A 24,037-nucleotide genomic window follows, 5' to 3' on the forward strand; every position below is an offset into this window, starting at 1 on the left:
GCAAGCCCAAGCTTGCTCCGGCTCCCGGCGATGCCTAGGTCGGTGCCATGGCCGAGACCCATCAGCCGCTCCGCGCGGCGATCATCCCCGTCACCCCGCTCCAGCAGAATTGCACGTTGCTGTGGTGCACGAAGACGATGCGCGGCGCGTTCGTCGATCCCGGCGGCGACCTGCCGCTGCTTAAGTCGGCGATGGAGAAGCACGGCGTCACGATCGAAAAGATCCTGATCACGCATGGCCATTTCGACCATGCTGCCGGCGCCGCGCAGCTGGCTGACGACCTCGGCGTGCCGATCGAAGGGCCGCACCCCGAGGACAATTGGCTGATCGAGAAGCTCGGCGAGGACGGGCTCAAATACGGCATCCCCGGCCGCGCCTTTGTCCCCGCGCGCTGGCTCGATCAGGGCGACCACGTGACCGTCGGCGAGGTCGGCTTCGCGGTGCATCACACGCCGGGGCACACGCCGGGGCACGTCGTGTTCCACAACGCCGAATCGAAACTCGCGATCGTCGGCGACGTGCTGTTCCAGGGGTCGATCGGCCGCACCGATTTCCCGCGCGGCGACCATCAGCAATTGCTCAACTCGATCGTCACCCGGCTGTGGCCGATGGGCGACGACACCGTGTTCCTGCCCGGTCACGGCCAGCCGAGCACCTTCGGTCAGGAACGCGCGACCAACCCGTTCGTCGGGGACCGGGCGCTGGCCTAGGCTGACGGCGGCGGCATGCCGATGATGACCGGACCAGTCGCGGGTTTGGCGGCGGCGGCTTGATAGCCGATCACCAACGCCCACACCGACAGCCCGAGCAGGACCGCGAGCGTCGTCATCGCGCCGATCCGGCGGAGGATGCGCGGGGCCGTCGGGTCCATGCCCAAGCCGTGGCACAGCCGCGCGAGGATGAACGCCACCCCGACCAGCCACAGCCACAGGCTCGTCCCCCGCGCCGATTCGATCAGCGCGATCAGGATCAGCACGAACGGCGCATATTCGACGAAATTGAGGTGCGCGCGCGTCCGCGCGACGAGCGGCTCGCTCCCGCCGTCCCCGAGCCAGACGCCGGCCTTCGACCGCACCTGCGTCACGCGGATCGCGAGCCAGATGTTGATGAGGCCGGCGGCGGCCGCCATCACGAGCGTTATCGGCAAGATCATGTCGTTCCCCCTGTTGCGCCGCGACCGTGGCACCGGGCGCTCCGGGTTGCAACGCCGCGCCAATTCGCTATAGGCGCGCGTTCGCGATCAATCCCGCCGATTTGCGCCGCGTGCCGACCGTTCGGTTGCGCTGGTGCCTTTCCGGGCCTAATCGTTCCGATCAATCGATTTAGTTCTTTAGAAGGTTGTCGCCGCAATGGCCGTTCCGAAACGCAAGACCACGCCCTCCCGCCGCGGGATGCGCCGCTCGCACGATTCGCTGTCGGTGGAGGCGTTCCAGGAGTGCCCGAACTGCGGCGAGTTGAAGCGCCCGCACAACCTGTGCAGTTCATGCGGCCATTACAACGGCCGCGAGATCGTTTCGGTCGAAGGCTGACCAGCCTTTAGGGGAAGTAGAGCGTGACCACCGGCTCCTGGATCGCCGTCGACGCAATGGGCGGTGACGAGGGGCTGGCGGTGATGCTGGCGGGAGTCGCGGAAGCGCGGCGCCGCTACGACGGCACGCATTTCTTTCTCGTCGGCGACGAGACCGCGATCGCCGCGGGGCTCAAGAAGCACCCCAACCTCAACGCCAATTCCGAAATCGTCCACGCCCCCGACGTGATCAGGGGCGACGAAAAGCCGTCGGCCGCTTTGCGCCGCGCCAAGACCACCTCGATGGGCGTCGCGATCGATCTGGTCAAACAGGGCCGCGCCGCCGCCGCCGTCTCGTCGGGCAATACCGGTGCGCTGATGGCGATGGCCAAGCTATCGCTCCGCACGATGAAGGGTATCGACCGCCCCGCGCTCGCCGGGCTGATGCCTAGTCTGGGCGATCACGACACGGTGGTGCTCGACCTCGGCGCGAATACCGAATGCGACGCGCGCAACCTCGAGGAATTCGCGATCATGGGCGCGGCCTATGCGCGCACGATGCTCGACCTCGAATCGCCCAAGGTCGCGCTGCTCAACATCGGCACCGAGGACATGAAGGGCACCGGGATCATCCGCGAGGCGGCGCAGGCGCTGCGCGACGCGACGCATCTGCCACTGACCTTTACCGGGTTCATCGAAGGCGACAAATTGTCGCGCGGCGAAGTCGACGTGATCGTGTGCGACGGCTTTTCGGGGAATGTCGCGCTTAAGACCGCGGAAGGCACCGCGCGGTTCGTCGCGGACCTGCTACGGATCGCCTTCTCCAGTTCGACGCGCTCGAAGATCGGGTTCCTGATCTCGCGCCCAGCGACCGAGTTGCTGCGCAACCGGCTCGACCCCAACCATCATAACGGCGCGGTGTTTCTCGGGCTCAACGGCCTCGTCGTGAAGAGCCATGGCGGCGCCAACGAAATGGGGGTCGCGACCGCGATCGCGGTCGCGGCGAAGAGCGTGCGCGACGACCTCGCGACCAGGATCGCCGAGGACCTCCAGCATTTCGCGCAAACGCCGCTCGAAGGGGCGGCGGCATGAGACGCGCGGTCCTGACCGGCACCGGGTCGGCGCTCCCCGCGCGGCGCGTGTCGAACGCCGATTTGGCGGAGACTGTCGATACCTCCGACGACTGGATCGTCGAGCGCACGGGGATCCGTTTTCGTCACATCGCCAGCCCCGACGAGACGACGGGAACGCTGGGTGCCGACGCGGCGCGCGCGGCGCTGGGCGCGGCGGGCGTACGCGCCGAGGACGTCGACCTGATCGTGCTCGCGACGGCGACACCCGACCAGACCTTTCCGGCGACCGCGACCAAGATCCAGGCGATGCTGGGGATCGACGATTGCGTGGCGTTCGATGTCGGCGCGGTGTGCTCGGGGTTCCTCTACGCGGTGCAAGTCGCCGACAGTTTGATCCGCACCGGCGCCGCGAATCGCGCCTTGGTGATCGGGTCGGAGACGTTCAGCCGCATCCTCGACTGGGAGGACCGCGCGACGTGCGTGCTGTTCGGCGACGGTGCCGGCGCGGTGGTGCTCGAAGGGCGCGATGTCGCCGAGGATGGCCCCGGCATCCTGTCGACCAAACTCCACGCCGACGGGCGCCACAACGAATTGCTCTATGTCGATGGCGGCCCGTCGACCACCGGCACGGTCGGCAAGGTGCGGATGAAGGGGCGCGAGGTATTCCGCCACGCCGTCACCAACCTTGCCAGTGTGCTCGACGAATCGCTCGGGGCGGTCGGCATGAATGCGGCCGACGTCGACTGGGTGGTGCCGCACCAGGCGAATGCCCGCATCCTCGACGCGACCGCGCGCAAGCTCGGACTGCCGGCGGAAAAAGTCGTCGTCACGGTCGACCAGCACGCCAATACCTCGGCCGCGTCGGTGCCGCTCGCGCTCGACGTCGCGACTCGCGACGGGCGGATCAAGCCGGGACAGATCGTCGTGCTCGAGGCGATGGGCGGAGGGTTCACCTGGGGCGCCGCAGTGCTACGTACCTGATTGCGATTGAAACAAGACAGTAACGTTCACGTAACTATCGCTTTTCCTGATTGCCGTCATTGTGTTACGGTTTCTTTCTGTCACCTGGGGAGGGGCATCGATGTCGAATGTTGGGACGCTGACTCGGGCCGATCTGGCAGACGCGCTGCAACGCGAAGTCGGGCTGTCGCGCGCCGATTCGGCCAAGCTGGTCGAAGAAATCCTGTTTTACATGTGCGAAGCGCTGTCGCGCGGCGAAAACGTCAAGATTTCCGGGTTCGGGACGTTCGTCCTGCGTGACAAGGGCCAGCGCATCGGGCGCAATCCCAAGACCGGGGTCGAAGTGCCGATCGCGCCGCGCCGCGTGCTGACCTTCCGCGCCAGCCAGATGATGCGTGACCGCATCGTCAGCGCGGGCTGATCGCAGCGGTGGCTGAAAAGGCCGCCAGCGCGTTCCGCACGATCGGCGAGGTATCGCACGATACCGGGCTGCCGCAGCACATCCTGCGCTATTGGGAAACGCGGTTTCCGCAGCTGCGCCCGCTGCAGCGCGCGGGCAAACGACGCTATTATCGGCCCGAGGATGTCGCGCTGGTGCGGCGCATCAACGCGCTGCTCAACCACGAGGGATATACCGTCCGCGGCGTGCAAAAGCTTTTGATGAGCGAAACGCGCGCCGCGCCGGTGCCTGCCGCCCCGGTTCCCGTGAGCGGCGCGCCGATCGACCCCGCCAGCCTGAAGTCGATCCGCGACTTGCTGGCGACCGCGCTCGCCCGGGCCTAACGCGGGGCGAGACCATCGCGCAGCAAGTCCGCCACCGTATCGGCCACCGCGCCGGGATTTCGATCCTCGTCCCACACGCCATACCGCAGCCCCAGGAACACGTTCATCCCCATGATCGCCCAGGCGTGGACGTCGGACACGTCGGCGCGCACCTCGCCACGCCCGGCGGCCGTCTTCAGGCGCTGCTCGATACGCTCGGCGGTGGTTGTGTAGTGGGCGCGAAAGCTCGCCGGGTCGACGAACTCGGCCTCGTCGATGATGCGGTAGATTTCCTGGTGCCCGCGCACGAACTCGAGAAAGCTCAGCAACCCCGCGCGCTCGGCGGCGATCTGGTCCGGCGCGGCGCGCAAAGCGGGCGCGACATGGTCGCGGACTTGCTCCGACATGTCGCGGACCAGCGCGCGGAAGATCGCGTCCTTGGAGTCGAAATAGGTGTAGAACGTGCCGAGCGCGACCCCGGCGCGGCGCGTGATCCCGCTGATCGATCCTTCGTGAAATCCCTTTTCGCCGAACTCGACCGCGGCGGCGTCGAGGATCGCGCGAAGCGTGCGCCGGCCGCGATCGGTGCGCGGCGCCTTGCCCGCGCTTGCGGTGCCGTCGACGCCGCGCGTTCCGGCCGCATCGCTAGCAGGGGCAGGCGTTGCCTTTGCGCCACGCTGGACCATCTTTTACGCCTCCCCTGACAGACCGAAGTTGAAACCCGGTTCAGGTTTCAGTATACGCAGCTTCGACAAGCGTTCAACCGGGTCGTGGCCCGTATGACGATAGACGGATTCGGGAGGGAAGATGACAATGATCGGCACTCGTACGCGCAAGCTTCACGCGGCGCTCTACACCGGCGCGGCGCTGGCGGGGCTGCTCGCCGCACCAGCCCAGGCGCAGGATGCGCCGGCTCCAGCATCGGCGCCAGCCGCGGCCCAGGACGATAGTGCTGGCCCCGACATCATCATCACCGCGCGGCGCCGCGAGGAAAGCCTGCTCAAGGTTCCGGTCGCGGTGACAGCGGTCACGGGCGCGCAGCTAGAAAAGATCGGCGCGGTCGACCTAACCGACATTCAGACCGTTTCCCCCAACACCACGCTGAAGGATGCGCGCGGTACCAACTCGACGCTCGCCGCGTTCATCCGTGGCGTCGGCCAGCAGGATCCGGTGCCGGGGTTCGAGGCGGGCATCGGCATCTATCTCGACGATGTGTACCTCAACCGTCCGCAGGCCGCCGTGCTCGACATCTACGACGTCGACCGGATCGAAGTGCTGCGCGGCCCGCAGGGGACGCTCTACGGCCGCAACACGATCGGCGGCGCGGTCAAATATGTCACCAAGCGCTTGCCTGACACTTTCTCCGCTTCGCTGCGCGGCGCGTACGGCTCGTACAATCAAGCCGATGGCATCATCAGCCTCTCGGCGCCGATCGGGTCGATGCTGCGCGTCGGCGTGTCGGGCGCGCGGCTGACGCGCGACGGATTCGGACGCAACCTCACGCTCGGCATCCCGAACTACAACAAGGATATCTGGGCGGGGCGCGGCACGGTCGAGTTCGAGACCCCCGACAGCGGCCTGTTCGTCCGCATCACCGGTGACTACACCCACGACAAGTCGGCACCGCGCAACGGCCACCGCCTGTTCGCCGGGATGCTCACCGGGTCGCCGGTGCTGGCGAACGTCTACGACACCAACGCCGGGCTCAACTTCCCGAAGGAAGACGTCTGGGCCGGCGGACTGTCGATGGCGGTGACCGCCAAGCTCGGCGGCGGGTTCACGCTGCGCAGCATCAGCGCGTGGCGCAAGGACCGCAGCTTCACTCCGATCGATTTCGACGCGACCCCGTCGGTCGATGTCGACGTGCCCGCGGTCTATCGCAACGAACAGACCAGCCAGGAATTCCAGCTGCTCTATGCGAGCGACAAGCTGAACGGTTTGGTCGGCTTTTATTATCTGGGCGCGAAGGCGGCGACCGGGTTCGACGTGCTGCTCAACACCACGCTCGCCAATCTCGACGCCTATACGGCAGGCGATGTACGCACCGAGACGTCGTCGGTGTTCGCCGATTTCACCTACGATTTCACGCCGCAATTGAGCCTGTCGGTCGGCGGACGCTATACGTGGGATCAGCGCAAGTCGTTCATCTACAAGGCGAACTTCCTGGGCGGCCCGCTGTTCGGCGCGACCTCTGAGTTCGGCGGCAATCCGACGCTCAATCTTGGCGCATCGACCAATTTCCGCGGCGAGGCGAACTTCAAGCGATTCACGCCGCGCGTATCGTTGAGTTTCAAGCCGAACGGCAATCACATGTTCTACGCATCCTATTCGGAAGGGTTCAAGGGTGGCGGGTTCGATCCGCGCGGATCGGGCACCTCGGCGCCCGACGTCAATCAGGACGGCGTGCGTAGCTACCAGGAAATCTACAATTACCTCGCGTTCAAGCCAGAGGTGGTGAAGAGCTTCGAGCTCGGCTGGAAGGGCTCGGCGCTGGACCGGCGGCTGACCTGGTCGCTCGCCGGCTTCCACGCCAATTATCAGAACGTCCAGATCCCGGGCTCGGTCGCGTGCATCATCGGCGGGGTGCAGAGCTTCTGCGGCATCACTACCAACGCGGCGAAGGCGCGGATCAACGGCGTCGAGTTCGAAGGCAATGCGGTGCTCGCGCGCGGCTTTGCAGGCGCCGGCTCGAACGTCACGCTGTCGACCGCTATCGGGTATATCGACCCCAAGTATGAGAGCTATATCGGGCCGACCGGCGCCGAGGTGTCGCAATATCGCCAGTTCCAGAACACCCCCAAATGGACGCTGGCGGGCACGCTCGCCGCGAACCTGCCGGTAGGGCCGGGCAGCATCAACGCGTCGACTACCGTCTCGTATCGCAGCCTGACGCACCAGTTCGAGGTGGCGAGCCCGTTCCTCGATCAGCCAGGCTACACGCTGTGGGACGCGAACCTGAACTATACGTTCGGGTCGAAGGGGCAGTATTCGATCGGCCTGCACGCCAAGAACATCACCGACGTGCGCTACAAGACGGCGGGGTATCAGTATCTCGCGGCGAACGCGGCGACGGGGGCGATCGTCTACACCACGGCCGGCGGGGTCACCCCGACGCTGGGCAAGGAGGGCATCGCCACCGTGTTCTACGGCAACCCGCGGCAGGTGTTCGGGACCTTCTCGCTCAAGTTCTGATCGACGGGCGCGGATCGCCTGATACAAGGGGGAAAGGGGCTGGGCGCGACCAATCGTCCGGCTCCTTTTTTATGCGCCGGGGAGAGGGTGACATGACGACGCGGACCGAGCGGCCGGGCTATCCCGCGCTGGTGCTGACGATGCTGTTGGTCGTCTACACCTTCAACTTCCTCGACCGCCAGATCCTCGGCATCCTCGCCAAGCCGATTCAGGCGAGTCTGAACCTCGACGACAAGCAGTTCGGCGCGATCGGCGGGACGGCGTTCGCGATCCTCTATTCGGTGCTCGGCGTGCCGCTCGCGCTCGCCGCCGACCGCTGGGGCAAGACACGCGTCGTCGCCGGATCGCTGGTGGTGTGGAGCGGGTTCACCGCGCTCTGCGGCACCGCCGCGGGGTTCTGGCAACTGTTCCTCTATCGCCTCGGCGTCGGGGTCGGCGAAGCCGGCGGCGCGGCGCCGTCCTATGCCCTGATCGCCGATTATTTCCCGGTCGAACGCCGCGCGCGCGCGCTTGCCATCTATTCGATGGGGATCCCGATCGGGCTCGGCGGGGGCGTGCTGCTCGGCGCATATATCGCGCAGCACGTCAACTGGCAGGCCGCGTTCATCGTCATGGGTGTGGCCGGGATCCTTGTCGCGCCGATCTTTCTGGCGCTGGTCCGCGATCGCTTTCCGCCGACCGTCGCCGTGAAGGGCGCGCCGTCGCCGTTGACGGTGATGCCGATCCTGATGCGCAAGCCCGCCTATTGGCTGTTGTCGGTCGGCGCGGGGTGCAGTTCGATGGCGGGGTACGGGCTCGCGCTGTGGGCGCCCAAGATCATCGCGGTCCAGTTCGGCTGGACCGCTCCCGACCAGCTAGTCAAGGTCGGCCAGTTCATGGGCGCGCTGCTGCTGATCGGCGGGTCGTTCGGCATCTTCATGGGCGGCGTGGTGTCGGACCGGCTGGGGAAGCTCGACCGCGCCTGGTATTGCCGCGTGCCGGCGATCGCCTGGCTGATCACCGCGCCGATGTTCATCCTCGGCTTCAACACGCCCACGCCGATCCTCGCCTGGTGCATCCTGCTGGTCCCCAACGCGCTCAACACGCTCTGGCTCGGACCAATCATCACCGCGTCGCAGCACCTCGCGCCGTCGCGGATGCGCGCGGGCACGTCGGGCACATTCCTGCTGATCAACAATCTGCTCGGCCTGGGCCTCGGGCCGTGGCTGATGGGCGCCATCTCGGTATCGCTGAAGGCCAAATACGGCGACCAATCGCTCGGCATCGCGGCAATGATCGGGGTGTGCCTCTATCTCGTCGCGGCGGTGCTCGCGTTGCTCGCGGTTCGGCCGCTCAAGCGCGGCTGGGTGGAGGAAGGCGCCGACGTGCCGGCCCCGTCGCAGTCGCAGGTCACCGGCGCGATCCTGCTGATGGCGTCGCTGGTGGTGTGGATCGTCAATCTGGTACTCTTCCCCAAGCTGGCGATCACGGCCCTCGCCGCGCTGCTGACGATCGCCGGGCTGGTGCTGCTGATCCGGCCCGCCAAGGCCATGGCTTAACGCTCGCGCGTCGCGGCGAACCTGACCTTGGGATAGCGGTCGGCGACGTACCCGATGTCCCAGGCGGTCTTGGCCATATAGACCGGGTTGCCGTCGCGGTCCTTCGCCATCGCCGAGCGGTTGAGGTCGGCGAACGCCTTGAGGTCGGCCGGATCGTCGGCCGAGATCCAGCGCGCGGTCTCGAACGGCGCCATCTCCAGCCCCGCAGCGACCTTGTACTCGGCCTCGAGCCGGCTGATCAGCACTTCGAGTTGCAACTGCCCGACGACGCCGATGATCCAGTTCGACCCGATCTCCGGGTAGAAGACCTGAGTCACGCCTTCCTCGGCCAGGTCGTCGAGCGCCTTGCGCAGCTGCTTGGTCTTGGTCGGGTCCTTCAGCGCGACGCGCCGCAGGATTTCGGGGGCGAAATTGGGCAGCCCGGTGAAGCGCACGTCGGCACGCTCGCTCAGTGTGTCGCCGACCCGTAGCGTGCCGTGGTTGGGGATGCCGATGATGTCGCCCGGAAACGCTTCGTCCGCCACTTCGCGGTTCTGCGCGAAGAACAGGATCGGCGAATGCACCGCGAGCGGCTTGCCCGACCCCGACGGTGTCAGCTTCATGCCGCGCTTGAAGGTGCCCGAGCACAATCGCATGAACGCGATCCGGTCGCGGTGGTTGGGGTCCATGTTGGCCTGGACCTTGAAGATGAAGCCGGTAACTTGCGGGTTATCGGGCGCGACCGGCGCCGGCTCGGCGGGTTGCGGGCGTGGGCTCGGAGCGTAATCGGCGAGCGCGCCGATCAGTTCGGCGACCCCGAAATCCTTGAGCGCCGACCCGAAATAGACCGGCGTCAAATCGCCGTTGCGATACGCTTGCGGGTCGAACGCCGCATAGCCGCCCTGCGCCAACTCGATCTCGTCGGCGACCTCGCCGGGCAATTCGGGATCGGCCTCGACCTTGCCCTGGAACGTCCGGCTGTCTCCCTCCGGTCGGGCAATCTGGTTGGTAGTCAGGTCGAGCACGCCCTCGAACTGCCCGCCCATTCCGACCGGCCAGCTCATCGGGCAGACGTCGAGCGCGAGCATGTCGGCGATCTCGTCGAGCAGTTCGAACGGGTCGCGCCCCTCGCGGTCGACCTTGTTGACGAAGGTGATGATCGGCACCGAGCGCAGCCGGCACACTTCGAACAATTTGCGCGTCTGTGCCTCGATCCCGCGCGCAGCGTCGATCACCATTACCGCCGAATCGACCGCGGTCAGCGTGCGGTAGGTGTCCTCCGAAAAGTCTTCGTGCCCCGGCGTGTCGAGCAGGTTGAAGGTGATGCCGTCGTGCTCGAACGTCATCACCGACGAGGTCACCGAAATCCCGCGCTGCTGCTCGATCTTCATCCAGTCCGATCGCGCGCGGCGGTTCTGCCCGCGTGCCTTGACCTCACCGGCGAGATGGATCGCGCCCCCGAAATAGAGGAGCTTCTCGGTCAGCGTGGTCTTGCCAGCGTCGGGGTGGGAAATGATCGCGAAAGTGCGGCGGTCGGAAACGGACATAGCGCGCGGCCCTACGGCCTAAGGCGGCAAAAGTCACACCCTCAGGCGGCGAGCGCCGGTCGGTCCTCGTCATCGTTGGCGGGGGGCTTGGCGCGGCGCGTGCGGACAGTGCGTGTGCGCGGACGGCGCAGTGCGGCGCGCTGGTGCACCCAACCGACGACAGCGCGGACGCGGATCGCCGACGCAGCGATCACCGCGACCAGTGCGAGATCGATCAACGACGCCGCGTCGATCGTCATCGCCAGACCCACCACATCGGGCAGGCCCATCGCGACCAGCATCCGCCCGTCATTCTCGAGCAGCCAGATCAGCCCGACCGCGACGCCCGCAATTGTCAGGAACAGAAGCAGATGACCGCGCGAGATGCGCGACAGGCGCGAGGCAGGACGTTCGAGCAGCCAGAGTTGCAACGTCCGCCCGATTGGTGTGCCCTCGGCCACCCGCAGCGCGAGCAACAATCCCAGCAACGCGCCCAGCATCATCGCGATATCCCCTTGCCCGGCAATATGGCGCGCGGTCCGCGCGCTGCAAGAGTTCAGGGCTGGAGCGTGATCGCCATCGCACAACGCCACGCGGCGCCGGGCGCGACGGTGAACACGCCGGGCTTGTCGCGGAAATCGCCGGTGAAGCCGACCGGGTCGGCATGCCCGTGCCACGGCTCGATGCACACGAACGCCGCGCCGGGCTTGGTCCAGACGCCGAGGTACGGTGTATCGGGAAAGTCGATGCGCAGGCTCGGGCCGGAGGGCGCCCCGTAAGCGACGCTCTGCGAGCGCACCGGGTCCCAGATCAGCACGTCGTCGGCGAACAGCGTATCGGCCAAGTGTAGCGCGCGTCCGTCGAGCGGCGAGGCTCGGTCGCCGGCGACCAGCCCATCGGCGAGCCGCTTGATCGGGCCGGGCTCGTCGGCGGCGAACACAATGCGGTGATCCTCGCGCGGCTCGCCATAGGGCAATGGCCAGGCGAAGGCCGGATGGAAACCGAAGCTCGCCGGCATCGCTACGGTGCCGCGGTTGGCGATCGTCACCGCGATCTCGAGCTTCGCGCCGGCGATCGCGAACCGGACATCGAGCGCGAAGTCGAACGGATAGCTCGCGCGCGTTTCGTCATTCGCGGTCAGCCGGAATGTCGCGCCGGCGGCGTCCTGCGCGACCACATCGAACGCCTGATGCCGCGCGAAGCCGTGCTGCTTCATCGGATACTCGACCCCGTCGAGCCGCAGCACGTCGCCGTTGAGCCGTCCGACGATCGGAAACAGGATCGGCGCATGCCCCGTCCAGAACGCCGGGTCGGCATCGGTCATCAGCTCGCGGGCCTCGGCGTCGGTGAGCGAGGTCAGCTCGGCGCCGAGCGGGTTGATCGCGGCGGATAGCGACCCGCCGGCGATCCGCACCAGCTCAGCCACGCAGGGTCGCGCCCAGCTTCGCCGCCGCCGCGACGACTTGGTCGGCCACCGTCTTCAACTCGGCCTCGGTGAAGCTCTTGTCCGCGGGCTGCAGCGTTACTTCGACCGCCATCGACCGGATGCCGTCGCGCTCGAACAGGTCGAACACGCGGGCGGCAGTGATCACGGCCTTGTCGGCGCCGCGCACCGCGCCGGTCAGTGCGTCCGCCGTCAAGTCAGCGGGAACGGTGAAGGCGAAGTCGCGCTTGACCGCCTGGAGCGCGGGCGGGGCATAGGCCGGGCGCATAAAGCCAGCTGATTCCTTTTTGCCGCGCTTGCCCGGGATCGCATCGAGATAGAGTTCGACCGCCGCGACGTGGCCGTCGAGGTCGAACGCCTTGGCGGTCGCGGGGTGGACCATGCCGAATGCGGCGAGCACGGTCTTCGGCCCGAGCCGCAGCGTGCCCGACTGGCCCGGGTGCCACGTGTCACCTGCCTCGCCCATCACCTGCAAATTGTCGACCGGCGCGCCCGCCGCGGCAAGCAGCGCGAGCGCCTCGGCCTTGGCGTCGAACGGGTCGTACGGCGCGGCCTTGCCCGCCTGCCAGCTCCGCGCGCGCTTGTCGCCCGCGAGCACCACGCCCAGCGTCGGGCGTTCGGTATCGGCGAGGTAGCGGCGGCCGAGCTCGAACAGCCGCGCTCCGCTCGCGCCGCGATTGGCGTTGCGCGCGGCGGCGGCGAGCAGCCCGGGCAGCAGCGACGGGCGCATGACTTTCAGGTCTTCGCTGATCGGATTGGCGAGGCTCCACGCGCCGCCGCCGAATGTATCGGCCTCAGCCTGGCTGACGAACGACCAGGTCACCGCCTCGTCGAGCCCGCGCGCGGCGGCGGCACGGCGGACCTTGCGTTCGAGCTTCTGCTCGGGCGTCGCGGTCGGGCGCGCGACGCCGGGCAGGCGCGGCAGCGGGGTCGAGGGGACGTTGTCGATCCCTTCGATGCGGATGACTTCCTCGACCAGATCGGCCGGGCCGTCGACGTCGCGTCGCCAGCTCGGCGGAATGACCGCCCAGTCGGCATAAACTTCGAAACCAAGCCGTCCGAGAATTTCCCGTTGGCGTTCGGGATCGACCGCCAGCCCGCCCAGCGTCTCGGCGAGTTCAGGGCGATACGCGATGGAAGGCATGGTTATCGGGGGCTGCCCGGCGCGCGTCACACCGCTCGGGGTGCCCCCGCAATGATCGACTATCAGCTTGGTCGCAATCGCGAGCCCGTCGTCGAGGAAGGCCGGATCGACCCCGCGCTCGAACCGCTGGCGCGCATCGCTGGTCAGCAGCAATTTCTGTCCGGTACGCGCGATATGGTCGGGATCGAAATAGGCGCATTCGATAACCACGTCGGTGGTCGTATCCGACACGCCCGAATGCTCGCCGCCCATGATCCCGCCGATATCGTGCACCGCCGCGTCGTCGGCGATCACCGTCATCGAGCTATCGAGCGTGTAGGTCTTGCCGTTGAGTGCGAGTACCTGCTCGCCATCCTTAGCCAGCCTCGCGACGAGGCCACCCTGGAGCTTGGCCTTGTCGTAGACGTGCAACGGTCGGCCGAGATCGACCGAGACGAAATTGGTGATGTCGACCAACACTGAAATCGGCTTCTGCCCGATCGCATTGAGCTTGGCTGTCATCCAGCCAGGCGCCGCGCCATTGGTCACTCCCCGAACTTCTTGCGCGAAAAAGGCCGGGCAGCCCTCGGGGTCGTCGGTCCGCACGTCCGGCCCGGGGCCGTCGCCCAGCACCTGCGCAACCTCGGCGCGCTGTCGACCGTCCGGGCGCGGCGTACCTGACGCCATGCGATACACTTCGTGCAACGGTCTGAGCGTCCCTAGTCCCGCCGCCGCGAGATCGCGCGCGATGCCGCGCACGCCCATGCAATCCTGCCGGTTGGGGGTAATCGCGATGTCGATCACCGGATCGTTGAGCACGGCATAGTCGGCGAACGGCGTGCCGACCGGCGCGTCGGCAGGCAGCTCGACGATACCGTCATGGTCCTCGCCCAGCTCGAGCTCGCGGGTCGAGCACATCATGCCGTTCGATTCGACCCCGCGGATCGCCGAGACCTTGAGCTCCATGCCGTTCGCCGGGACCACCGCGCCGGGCGTGCCGAGCACGCCGATCATCCCCGCACGCGCGTTGGGCGCGCCGCAGACGACCTGTAGCGGCTTCCCGTCGCCGGCATCCACCGTCAGCACCTGCAACTTGTCTGCCTGCGGATGCCGCTCGGCGGTCAACACACGCGCGACGGTGAACCCGGCCAGCTTGTCGCCCGGATTGTCGATACCCTCGACCTCCAGCCCGATCCGCGTCAGCGTACCGGTCACCGCGTCGAGATCGGCATCGGTGTCTAGATGCTCCTTGAGCCAGCTCAACGTGAACTTCATGCCCCGACTCCCCCGCTCAGCGTGGGCACGTCGAGCGCCGAGAAACCGTAATGCTTGAGCCAGCGGATATCGCCGTCGAAGAACGCGCGCAGATCGTCCATGCCGTATTTGAGCATCGCGAGCCGATCGATCCCGCAGCCGAACGCGAAGCCCTGCCACTCGTCGGGGTCGTAACCGCCCGCCGCGATCACCTTGCGATGGACCATGCCGCTGCCCAGCACCTCCATCCAGCCGCCGCCATTGCCGCCGCCCGACCCGCCGATCACGCGCTTGCCGCCCACGATCGAGTAGCCGATATCGACCTCCGCCGATGGCTCGGTGAAGGGGAAATAGCTAGGCCGGAGGCGGAGCACGATGTCGTCGCGCTCGAAGAACGCCTTCAGGAACGTCTCGAGCGTCCATTTGAGGTGGCCGAGCGTGATCCCCTTGTCGATGACGAGCCCTTCGACCTGATGGAACATCGGGGTGTGCGTGGCGTCCGAGTCCGAGCGATAGGTCCGCCCCGGCGCGATGATTCGCACCGGCTGCTGCCCGCCCGCCGCCTGCATCGCGCGGATCTGCACCGGGCTGGTGTGCGTGCGCAGCACCATCCGCTCCGCGCGGACCGCGGCGTCGGCAAAGCCGTCGCCGTCGGACGGTGGGCTTTGCCTGCCGCCAGCCGCTCTCGGTTCCTCGAGGTAGAAGGTGTCGTGCATCGCGCGCGCCGGATGCGTCTCGGGAATGTTGAGCGCGGTAAAATTGTACCAATCATCCTCGATCTCCGGTCCGGTCGCGACCGCGAAGCCGAGGTCGGCGAAAATTTCGGCGAGCTCGTCCATCACCTGGCTGACCGGATGGATCGTGCCGGTCGGCGGGACGTCGGCGGGAAGCGTCATGTCGAGCGTCTCGCTGGCGAGGCGCGCGTCAAGCGCGGCGCGTTCGAGCGCTGCCTTGCGAGCGGTCAGCGCCGCGGTGACCGCCTCGCGCAGGCCGTGGATGCGCGGGCCGGTCGTCTGGCGCTCCTCGGGCGACATCGCCCCGAGCGTCTTGAGCAGCCCGGTGACGCTGCCCGACTTGCCGAGCGCGGCGACACGCACCGCCTCGATCGCCTCGGGGGTCGCCGCCGCGTCGATCTGGCCGAGCAGATCGGATTGCAATTGGTCGAGATCGGTCACCATTCCACCACCCATTGATCCACCATGCCATCCTCCGGATGGTCGAACTGTCCGATGCACGCAAAGCCGTTGCGCGTGAGCACCGTCGGCGAGGCACCGGTGCCGGGCAAGGTCTCGGCGGTCAAGCCGGTCGCGCCCGCCGCCTGCGCCACATCCTTCAACGCAGCGACCGCAGCGGTGGCGTGCCCGCGCCCCTCGCGGCTCGGCGCGACGCCATAGCCGACGTCCCAGCGGCCCTTCGCATCGCGTTCCTTGATGCTGATCATCCCGACGCCTTCACCATCGACCACCATCAGCCACGCCGCTTCGCCGCCGACTTCTTGCGCGACACCGCGCAGCAGCTCGACGATTTCGGGCTCGGCGATCCCGCCCTCGGCCAGGCGCGGCGCATCGGCGGGCGCGGGCCCGCCGAGCAGCCAGGCGAAATGCGCGTCGGTCATGGGGAGCAGGTGCATATCGGGCTTCCTAAACGAAAGGGGCGCCGGTGTTGCCACCGACGCCCCGTGTTCATCCGCTACAGGTCGCTTCAGGCGGCCTGGGGCAGAGCCGCCTTCGCCTGTGCGATGATGGCGGTAAACGCTTCGCCCTCGTGCATCGCGATGTCCGCGAGCACCTTGCGGTCGAGCTCGACGCCGGCGAGCTTCAGCCCGTGCATGAACTGCGAATAGGTCAGGCCCTCGGCCCGCACACCGGCGTTGATGCGCTGAATCCACAGGCCGCGGAAGGTCCGCTTCTTCACCTTGCGGTCGCGATAGGCGTATTGCCCGGCCTTCTCGACGGCCTGGCGGGCGATGCGGATCGTGTTCTTGCGACGACCGCGATAGCCCTTGGCCTGGTCGAGGATGTTCTTGTGCTTGGCGCGGGTGGTCACACCCCGTTTGACGCGTGCCATGGTTCTCTAGCTCCTCAGCCCAAACTACTTAACTAAGCCCGTACGGCGCCCAAGCCTTCACCGTCGCGGTGTCGGCCTTCGACAGGACCTTGGTCCCACGATTCTGGCGGATGTACTTGCTGTTGTGGCTGATGAGGCGGTGACGCTTGCCGGCGACGCCGTGCTTGAGCATCCCGCTCGCGGTGAGCTTGAAGCGCTTCTTCACGCCGCTCTTGGTCTTGAGCTTGGGCATTTTGATCCTTTCGGTTTGGCGATGCACAAACGGCCGCGGCAGCCCTTGATGGCCGGGCCGTCTGATATCCGCATCGCTCGGAAGAGGGCGCGCATAGCGGGACACCCGGCGGAATGCAACCTTTGGACGCCCTGGCGCGATTCATTGCGCCATGGATACGACTGCGCCGCCGCCACCCGCCGCTCGCGCCGGGTTCTTCCCGCTGAGCCGGCCGTGGCGGATCGCGCGCAATGTCGTAGTGGGCGTGGTCGCGACGCTCTTCATCATCTGGGCGGTGCTGTACGTCACCAAAGGACGTTTCCTGAAACACCCGTTCGAGAGTATCGCGGGCAAGATGGCGGGTCGCGAGGTCAAGGTGCGCGGCGACTTCCAGCTCTATTTCGACCCGTTCCAGATCAAGTTCTACGCGGAAGGGTTGAGTGTCGCGAATCCCGGCTGGGCGACGCGGCCCAACCTGTTCCAGGCACAACGGATCGACACGCGGATCGCGCCCCTGAGCCTGATCTTCGGCAAGCGACGCCTGTACTGGCTCGATCTGACCGGCGGCGCGGTCGACCTCGAATGGAACGTCGCGCACACCACCAACACCTGGACCTTCGCCGATACCGGCGGAAAACCGTTCGAGGTGCCGCGGATCGACCGCGCGACGGTCGCGGGGACGACGCTACGCTATATCGATCCCCGGATGCGGCTGCTCACCGACCTCGGCATCGATACCGTGACCGCACTCGACAAGAAGATCGGCAAGGCGGTCGGGCTCCAGGGCACGGGGCAGATCCGTGAGACGCTGTTCCGCGTCGCCGCGCAATTGCTGTCGCCCGACGCGACGCTCGGGCGCGGCGAGAACAAGCTGGTGGCGCGGGCTTGGGCGGCGAACAACGTGATCGACGTGGCGGGCACCCTGCCCTCGGCGACCGATATCGAGGACGTGCCGCTACAGACGCGCGCGCGGGGGCGTAACCTCGCCGAACTGCTCGGCATCATAGGTGTCGTTTTGCCCAACACGCGCGACTATTCGCTCCACGCGCAGATGGTGAAGGATGGCACCGACTACCGCTTCACGCATATGGCGGGGCGGTTCGGCGACAGCGACCTGGCCGGGCGGCTGACGGTCACCAACGGCGAGCGGCTGAAGCTCGATTCGGTGCTGGCGACGCGGAGCCTCGACATCGTCGATGCGGCGCCGTTCATCGGCTACAACCCCGATATCGTCGCGGCGAAGGGCGCGGTCGCCGCTGCCGCCGCGACCGGCGCGGGGCCGGCGCGCGTGCTGCCTGACGCCGCGCTGCCGGTCGCCGAACTGCAACGCTTCGACGCGGATCTCAAATGGACGATCGGCGACATCAAATCGCGCAACGTGCCGATCTCCGACGTCGACCTGACGCTGGCACTCGACCATGGCCGCCTCGCGCTGTCGCCACTCACTTTCGCGATGGCGCGGGGCAACGTCGCGTCGGACCTGATCTTCGACACGCGCAGCCGACCCGCGGCGGACAGTTACGACATCCGCCTGTCGCCGACGCCGATGGGGACGCTGCTCGCCGGCTACGGTGTCGACGAATCGGGCACGACCGGGACGATCAAGGGGCGCATTCAGCTGAAGGGGCGCGGCGATACGATTCACGATTCGCTGGCGAGCGCGGGCGGGCGAGTCGCGTTCATCATTCCGGCGGGCACCTTCTGGACGCGCAACGTCCAGCTGTCGGAGCTCGATATCGGCACCTTCGTCCAGAAGATGTTCGAGCATCAGTTGAAGAAGCCGGTGCAGATCAATTGCGGGCTGATCGCGTTCAGCGTGCGCGACGGGATCGCGGCGGCCGACCCGATCATCATCGACACCAAGAAGAACGTGATGCTCGGGCGCGGCGGGCTGAGCTTCAAGAACGAAAGCCTCGACCTTGCCTTCCGCGCCGACGGCAAGCAGTTCTCGCTCTTCTCGGGCCAGTCGCCGGTCGGCATTCAGGGCTATTTCGCCAAACCGGCGATCAACGTGCTCAGCCCCGAACTGCTCGGACGCGCGGGTGCCGGGCTGGGGCTGGGCGTTGTCGCCAGTCCGCTCACCGCGATCCTGGCGTTCGTCGATATCGGCGATGCGAAGAGCGCGGCGTGCGGCCCGATCCTCGCCGGCGCGCATGCTCAGGCGATGCGCACCACCAAGGGCAGGCCGCGCGACGACGTCGGCAACGGCACCACCGCCAAGTCCGAAAGCGGGAAGGAATCGCCCGCCGACCGGAAAAAGCAGAAGAAAAAGTTCCTCGGTATCTTCTGACGGCAAAACGCCCGCCCCGGCGGGGGCGGGCGCTCGCTAATCGCCTGACTTACGCCCCCGCGGGCGCGGGATTGCCGAATGGGCCGTTGGGGCGCTTGGTCTTGGGAATCGACGTGCCGCCGGCGGGGAGCGGCGGGGGCGCCGCGCCCGGATCGGGCCGGCCGATGTCCTCGCCCGCCGCGAGCCGCTTGATCTCGTCGCCGGTCAGCGTCTCATATTCGAGCAGCGCGCCAGCGATCGCGTGGAGCTGGTCGGTGTGATCGGTCAACACCTGCGTCGCGCGCTTGTGCCCATCTTCGATCAGTCGCTTGATCTCGTTGTCGATCAACAGCGCGGTCTCGTTCGACATATTGTGCCGCTGCGACTGCGAATAGCCGAGGAACGTCTCGCCCTGCTGCTCCTCATACTCGAGTGGCCCGAGCTTGTCGGACATGCCCCAGCGCATCACCATCGCGCGGGCGAGCTTGGTCGCCTGCTGGATGTCGCCGCTCGCGCCCGACGAGACCTTCTCGTAGCCGAAGATGATCTCCTCCGCCGCGCGCCCGCCCATCACGGTGGCGAGGTCGGCGTACATCTTGTCGCGGTGGTACGAATAATTGTCGCGCTCGGGCATCGACACGACCATGCCGAGCGCACCGCCGCGCGGGATGATCGTCGCCTTGTGGATCGGGTCCGACGCGGGCTCGTGGACGCGGACCAGCGCGTGCCCGGCCTCGTGATAGGCGGTCATGCGCTTTTCCTCGGGTGTCATGACGAGCGATTTCCACTCGGTGCCCATGATCACGCGGTCCTTGGCGAGCTCGAACTGCGCCATCGCCACCAGCCGCTTGCCGAGCCGTGCCGCCATCAGCGCGGCTTCGTTGACCAGATTGGCCAGGTCGGCGCCCGACATGCCCGGCGTGCCGCGCGCGAGCGTGCGCGCATCGACGTCGGGGGCGAGCGGCACCTTCTTCATATGGACCTGGAGGATCTGCACGCGGCCCTCGATATCGGGCAGCGGGACGGTCACGCGACGGTCGAACCGGCCCGGGCGCAACAGCGCGGGGTCGAGCACGTCGGGGCGGTTGGTCGCGGCGATGATGATGATGCCCTCGTTCGCCTCGAACCCGTCCATTTCGACCAGCAGCTGGTTGAGCGTCTGCTCGCGCTCGTCGTTGCCGTTGCCGAGGCCGGCGCCGCGATGGCGCCCGACCGCGTCGATTTCGTCGATGAAGACGATGCACGGCGCCGATTTCTTGGCCTGTTCGAACATGTCGCGCACGCGGCTGGCACCGACGCCGACGAACATCTCGACGAAATCCGAGCCGGAGATGGTGAAGAACGGCACGCCCGCCTCGCCCGCGATCGCGCGCGCCAGCAACGTCTTGCCGGTGCCGGGCGAGCCGACGAGCAGCGCCCCCTTGGGGATCTTGCCGCCGAGCCGGGCGAATTTCGTGGGGTCCTTCAGGAACTCGACGATCTCCTGCAATTCCTCGCGCGCCTCGTCGATGCCCGCGACGTCGTCGAAGGTCACCTTGCCGTGCTTTTCGGTGAGCATCTTGGCGCGGCTCTTGCCGAACCCCATCGCGCCCGACCCGCTCGATTTCTGCATCTGGCGCAGCACGAAGAAGGCGATCCCGAGCATCAGGATGAACGGTAGCGACTGGACCAGCAGATAGGTCCAGATCGAGGCGGGCTCCTCGGGCTTGTTCACGACGTCGACACTGCTCGCGGTCAACGTCGGATAGAGTTGCGGATCCGCCACGGCCGGCAAGTTGGTGCGGAAGGTCGAGGCATCGTTGAGCGTGCCGTTGACCACCGTACCCGCGATCTCAACCTTGGCGACCTTGCCTTCCTTCACTTGGTTGAGGAACGCCGAATAGGACAAGGTCTTGCCCGGCGCGGTCCCCGAGCGGTCGCCGAGCACGGTCACCAGCAGCGCGAGCGCGACCAGGATGCCGACCCAGACGACCAGGTTCTTCATCCAGTTGTTACTGCCGCCGTCGGGGCCGGGCTGCTTGTCGTTCTCGTTCATGGTCGCGGAATACCTTTCGTGGCGCACAAGATAAGCCGCGAACCCTTAATGGCAATGGAACAAGACCCGCTTTGGGCCGATCAGCCCGTCCGGCGCGGCGGAGCCGCCGAAAAGCAGTATTCCAGGCCGGTTTCCGGGTGTCGCGGGGTGCACAGGACGTCGCCGAGCATCGTCGCCTGTCCCGTATCGAGCAGGTGAACCGCGTCGGCCACGGCACCGCCGCGCAACTCCGCGCCCGGGTCGAGCCGCGCGACACAGCGTTCGAGCAAGCGCCGGCGCACTTCGAACGGCAGGTCGCCGGCAGCGATCGTCGACCCGTCCGCGTCGTGCCGGCACACCTCCACCTCAAGCCGACGCACCATCCATGCGATCGCATCCTCGGCGTCGCCCAGCGCGCGCGCGCTCGCCCCAACGCGGTCGATGTCGAGCCAGTCGATCCGTCCCAGCGCCTTGCGCAGCCGCGCGCGGTCGAAGCGGTCGCTAACGTTGCTGGGGTCGTCGATCGCGGCGATGCCGTGCTCCGCGACCAGGGCGACCAATTCGGCATGGCGCCACCCGAGCAAGGGCCGGATAATGCGGCCGACTCGCGCGCGCACCCCGGCAAGCCCCGCCACCCCGGCGCCGCGGTTGAGCCGCATGATCAATGTCTCGAGCTGATCATCGGCGTGATGCGCGGTCGCGATTACACCCGCGCCGATCGCATCGGCATGATATTCGAGCAGGCGGTAGCGTAGCGCGCGGGCGCGTGCCGACACGTTGGCGGTGCGGCCGGCGCGGTCGGGCAGTGGCGCGGTCAGGATCGCGTGGTCGATCCCGCGCGCCGCGCACAGATGGGCGACCCACTTCGCTTCGTCGGTCGCTTCGGGACGCAGGCCATGATCGACCGTCGCGGCGTGGCAGCGGGTCCCCAGCGCGGCATGCGCTAGCAGCAGAAGCGCGAGGCTGTCCGGGCCGCCCGACACCGCGACGAGCACGCGCGCGTCCGGGTCGGCCAGCGCGGCGAGGTCGCGCACGAACCGCGCGACCTCATCCGCGCTCAATTCACTTGCACTTGTAGGTGGCACGGCCCTTGTCGGCATCGGCGCGCTGCGCGGGCGTCAGCTTGTCGCCATAGACGTCGCCGAGCTCCTTGTAGACCTGGCAAATGTCGGTCGCCGGCCGCTTGAGCGCGGTCAGCGCACGCGCCAGGTTGAGCAGGCTGTCGGGCGCGCGCTCGCCGTCGGGCAGCTTCGAATAATTGGCGTAGAAGATTTCCGCCGCTTCCTTGGGCTTGCCGTCGTCGAGGTAGATCAGCCCGAGTACGTTCTGCGCGCGGCTGACCAGCCGGTGCTTGGGAAAGCGCGTGGCGTATTTGTCGAGCTGCGTCTCGGCCTCGGGGTACAGTCCCGCCTTCCACAGGCGATAGCCGTAATTATAGGCATAAGTACCCTTGTCCGCGGCGTCGGCGCCAGTCGGCTTGGGCACGGCGGCGACGCGATCGGCGCGGCCGGAATCGACGGCGGGCGCGGGCTTGGGCGTCGTCGCCGCGGGCCGCGTCGGGCGTACGGGGGCGGGGCCGTCGGACACCGCTGCGGGCGGCTCGGCGCTCGCGCGGCCATCCTCCAGCGCGCGCAGCCGGGCGTCGGTCGCCTTCTTGTACGCCGCGAAATCGGCTTCGAGCAGTTGCAGCCGGTGCTCGGCGGTCTCGACCCGGTTGGTGAGGCCGTTGACCTCTCCCTCGACGCCAGCGACCCGCGCCTGCAGGTCGGCGAGCGGCGCGGTCGCCGGGGTGCCAGCGGGCGACACCGCGCCGTCGGGCGGGCCGATATCGGGCTGGACCATCGGCGTGCCGCCGGTGGTGCGGCCGATCACGCGCTCGACCGTGTTGAGCCGCTTTTCGACCTGCGACACGCGCGCGTCGAGCGACATCGCCTGCCCTTGCCCCGAATTCTGCGCGTCGACCGGCGCGGCGAGCACCAGCCCGCCTGCGATCGCCCCCAGCATCACAAATTTACGCATACCCATCCCCGAAATGACCCGCGGCGCTCAGCCTATCGCGGATCGTCGCGCCGCGCCACTGCGATCATGGCGCGGGCGTCGGCGCGATACTGGGCGGCAGCAAGTTTTCCGGAGTCGGCGCCGCTTTCGGGGTCGGCCGTGGCGTCGGGCGCTCGGTCGGGCGCGGCGTGGGCCGGAACGCTGGCGGCACGGCCGACGAGGCGGCCGGGCTCGGCGCGACGACGGGCGGCGGCGTGGCGGCGGGAGCGGCCGTCGGCGCGCTCGTCCCGCGCGCCTGGAGCGCGGCGGCGCTGATCGGCACGTCCTTGATCGCGACCCGGCCGGTGCCGAGCGGCGGCACCGACGAGCCGTTGACCGTCACCTGGATCTGGTCGGGTCGCCCGGTGGTGATCATCGGGTTGTTGGCGTCGGCGGGCACGTCGAAGCGCTCGCCCTGCGCCATGGTCTTTTCGAGCAAGGTCTTGCCGGTCGCGTCATAGATTTTGACCCATACGGCGGAGGTCGCGGTCAGCGTCACTTGTCCGCCGCCGACCGGGGTCGGGGTTGCTTCGGGAGCGGCGGCGATGGTGTTCTCGGGCGGGATTGCCAAGGGTTCTTCCGATCCGCGGAACAGGCCGGTGCCGTACCAGATCGCCACCCCGACCAATAACAGCACCGCGATCGCGCCCGCGGCCATCGCGACGCTGCGCGACGGCAGATGCTTGGTGTCGCGCGGCTGATACGCTTCATAGTCGGTGGTCGGCGCGACCGGCAGATGCGGGTTGTTGCGCACCTCGTTCGCGATCGCCTTTTCGTCGAGCCCGACGGCACGCGCGTAGGCCTTGGCGAAACCGATCGCATAGGTGGGCGAGGGCAGGCCGCTATAATCACCCGCCTCGATCGCTTCGAGGTGGCGCATCGGCACGCGCGTCCGGCCGGCGATGTCGGACAGCGTCAGGCCAAGTCCCTCGCGCGCCTCGCGCAACTTGTCGCCGGTGCTCTTGGGAAACAGCGATTCCTGCTGCGCGGTCTGATCGTCGTCCATATCGCTCTCCGGCACCGGGAGGTGCGACCCTCGAATGGCCCGCTGCCGGAGCAGGCTGTCGGCCAAAGCCTTGCC

23 protein-coding genes are annotated in these 24,037 nt (G+C 67.5%); 9 read left to right on the forward strand and 14 right to left on the reverse strand.

Annotated features, from left to right (window positions below; genetic code table 11):
* The first annotated feature begins 47 nt into the window (after positions 1–47).
* A complete protein-coding gene (locus E7773_RS09145; RefSeq protein WP_293990358.1) occupies positions 48–710 on the forward strand; it encodes an MBL fold metallo-hydrolase in 663 nt (220 codons plus the stop codon).
* Here the strand turns inward: E7773_RS09145 and E7773_RS09150 are convergent.
* Positions 707–1,153: an MAPEG family protein gene (locus E7773_RS09150; RefSeq protein ID WP_293990360.1), complete on the reverse strand. Its 447-nt coding sequence runs from the start codon at positions 1,151–1,153 to the stop codon at positions 707–709. The two genes, E7773_RS09145 and E7773_RS09150, sit on opposite strands and share 4 nt — an antisense overlap.
* A gap of 196 nt (positions 1,154–1,349) precedes the next feature.
* Between E7773_RS09150 and rpmF the strand changes: the two genes are divergently transcribed.
* The 5 genes from rpmF (at position 1,350) to E7773_RS09175 (ending at position 4,323) form a co-directional block, all read left to right on the forward strand.
* Complete coding sequence (gene rpmF / locus E7773_RS09155; RefSeq protein WP_293990362.1) at positions 1,350–1,529, forward strand: 50S ribosomal protein L32; 180 nt, start codon at positions 1,350–1,352, stop codon at positions 1,527–1,529.
* A 23-nt stretch (positions 1,530–1,552) separates the two neighbouring features.
* Positions 1,553–2,599, forward strand: a complete 1,047-nt coding sequence (plsX, locus tag E7773_RS09160) for a phosphate acyltransferase PlsX (RefSeq protein WP_293990364.1) — start codon at positions 1,553–1,555, stop codon at positions 2,597–2,599.
* The gene (locus E7773_RS09165) at positions 2,596–3,561 is read left to right on the forward strand and encodes a beta-ketoacyl-ACP synthase III (protein ID WP_293990366.1); all 966 of its coding nucleotides are present in this window, start codon (positions 2,596–2,598) and stop codon (positions 3,559–3,561) included. The genes plsX and E7773_RS09165 overlap by 4 nt, the downstream gene beginning before the upstream one ends.
* Positions 3,562–3,661: 100 nt before the next feature.
* Entirely contained in the window at positions 3,662–3,961 is a 300-nt protein-coding gene (locus E7773_RS09170; protein WP_293990368.1) for an integration host factor subunit alpha, read from the forward strand.
* Positions 3,961–4,323, forward strand: coding sequence for a MerR family transcriptional regulator (locus E7773_RS09175; RefSeq protein ID WP_293990782.1), 363 nt, complete (start codon positions 3,961–3,963; stop codon positions 4,321–4,323). The genes E7773_RS09170 and E7773_RS09175 overlap by 1 nt, the downstream gene beginning before the upstream one ends.
* Here the strand turns inward: E7773_RS09175 and E7773_RS09180 are convergent.
* Positions 4,320–4,988 carry a TetR/AcrR family transcriptional regulator gene (locus E7773_RS09180; protein WP_293990370.1) on the reverse strand — a complete coding sequence of 223 codons (669 nt, stop codon included), beginning with the start codon at positions 4,986–4,988 and terminating at the stop codon, positions 4,320–4,322. The two genes, E7773_RS09175 and E7773_RS09180, sit on opposite strands and share 4 nt — an antisense overlap.
* A gap of 127 nt (positions 4,989–5,115) precedes the next feature.
* On the opposite strand from E7773_RS09180, the gene E7773_RS09185 reads away from it, so the two are divergent.
* The gene (locus tag E7773_RS09185; protein ID WP_293990372.1) at positions 5,116–7,494 is read left to right on the forward strand and encodes a TonB-dependent receptor; all 2,379 of its coding nucleotides are present in this window, start codon (positions 5,116–5,118) and stop codon (positions 7,492–7,494) included.
* Positions 7,495–7,586: 92 nt separating this feature from the next.
* Entirely contained in the window at positions 7,587–9,032 is a 1,446-nt protein-coding gene (locus E7773_RS09190) for an MFS transporter (RefSeq protein ID WP_293990374.1), read from the forward strand.
* On the opposite strand, the gene E7773_RS09195 is transcribed toward E7773_RS09190, so the two are convergent.
* The 8 genes from E7773_RS09195 to rpmI all read right to left on the reverse strand — a co-directional run bounded on the left by E7773_RS09195 (position 9,029) and on the right by rpmI (position 16,657).
* A complete protein-coding gene (locus E7773_RS09195; RefSeq protein ID WP_293990376.1) occupies positions 9,029–10,558 on the reverse strand; it encodes a peptide chain release factor 3 in 1,530 nt (509 codons plus the stop codon). The genes E7773_RS09190 and E7773_RS09195 overlap by 4 nt on opposite strands.
* A 41-nt stretch (positions 10,559–10,599) precedes the next feature.
* Entirely contained in the window at positions 10,600–11,040 is a 441-nt protein-coding gene (locus E7773_RS09200; protein ID WP_293990378.1) for a hypothetical protein, read from the reverse strand.
* Between the two features lie 53 nt (positions 11,041–11,093).
* On the reverse strand, positions 11,094–11,963 hold the full coding sequence (locus E7773_RS09205) for an aldose 1-epimerase family protein (RefSeq protein ID WP_293990380.1): 870 nt from the start codon (positions 11,961–11,963) through the stop codon (positions 11,094–11,096).
* Positions 11,956–14,379, reverse strand: a complete 2,424-nt coding sequence (gene pheT, locus E7773_RS09210; protein WP_293990382.1) for a phenylalanine--tRNA ligase subunit beta — start codon at positions 14,377–14,379, stop codon at positions 11,956–11,958. The genes E7773_RS09205 and pheT overlap by 8 nt, the downstream gene beginning before the upstream one ends.
* Positions 14,376–15,533, reverse strand: a complete 1,158-nt coding sequence (gene pheS, locus E7773_RS09215) for a phenylalanine--tRNA ligase subunit alpha (protein WP_293990784.1) — start codon at positions 15,531–15,533, stop codon at positions 14,376–14,378. Before pheS ends, pheT begins: the two co-directional genes overlap by 4 nt.
* On the reverse strand, positions 15,530–15,988 hold the full coding sequence (locus tag E7773_RS09220) for a GNAT family N-acetyltransferase (protein ID WP_293990384.1): 459 nt from the start codon (positions 15,986–15,988) through the stop codon (positions 15,530–15,532). The genes pheS and E7773_RS09220 overlap by 4 nt, the downstream gene beginning before the upstream one ends.
* A 71-nt stretch (positions 15,989–16,059) precedes the next feature.
* Positions 16,060–16,425 (reverse strand): 50S ribosomal protein L20, encoded by a 366-nt coding sequence (gene rplT / locus E7773_RS09225; protein ID WP_293990386.1) that lies wholly within the window; start codon positions 16,423–16,425, stop codon positions 16,060–16,062.
* Between the two features lie 28 nt (positions 16,426–16,453).
* The gene (rpmI, locus tag E7773_RS09230) at positions 16,454–16,657 is read right to left on the reverse strand and encodes a 50S ribosomal protein L35 (RefSeq protein ID WP_293990388.1); all 204 of its coding nucleotides are present in this window, start codon (positions 16,655–16,657) and stop codon (positions 16,454–16,456) included.
* A gap of 151 nt (positions 16,658–16,808) precedes the next feature.
* Here rpmI and E7773_RS09235 point away from each other — a divergent pair, with 151 nt between their 5' ends.
* On the forward strand, positions 16,809–18,926 hold the full coding sequence (locus E7773_RS09235) for an AsmA family protein (protein ID WP_293990390.1): 2,118 nt from the start codon (positions 16,809–16,811) through the stop codon (positions 18,924–18,926).
* Between the two features lie 49 nt (positions 18,927–18,975).
* Here the strand turns inward: E7773_RS09235 and ftsH are convergent, their stop codons facing one another.
* The 4 genes from ftsH to E7773_RS09255 form a co-directional block, all read right to left on the reverse strand.
* Positions 18,976–20,940 (reverse strand): ATP-dependent zinc metalloprotease FtsH, encoded by a 1,965-nt coding sequence (gene ftsH, locus E7773_RS09240; RefSeq protein ID WP_293990391.1) that lies wholly within the window; start codon positions 20,938–20,940, stop codon positions 18,976–18,978.
* Between the two features lie 80 nt (positions 20,941–21,020).
* Positions 21,021–21,980, reverse strand: coding sequence for a tRNA lysidine(34) synthetase TilS (gene tilS, locus E7773_RS09245; protein ID WP_293990392.1), 960 nt, complete (start codon positions 21,978–21,980; stop codon positions 21,021–21,023).
* A gap of 1 nt (position 21,981) precedes the next feature.
* Entirely contained in the window at positions 21,982–22,938 is a 957-nt protein-coding gene (locus E7773_RS09250; RefSeq protein WP_293990393.1) for a tetratricopeptide repeat protein, read from the reverse strand.
* A gap of 64 nt (positions 22,939–23,002) precedes the next feature.
* Positions 23,003–23,962 (reverse strand): helix-turn-helix domain-containing protein, encoded by a 960-nt coding sequence (locus E7773_RS09255; protein ID WP_293990395.1) that lies wholly within the window; start codon positions 23,960–23,962, stop codon positions 23,003–23,005.
* Positions 23,963–24,037: the final 75 nt, after the last annotated feature.

Source organism: Sphingomonas sp. (genome assembly GCF_004799495.1).
Lineage (GTDB): Bacteria > Pseudomonadota > Alphaproteobacteria > Sphingomonadales > Sphingomonadaceae > Sphingomonas.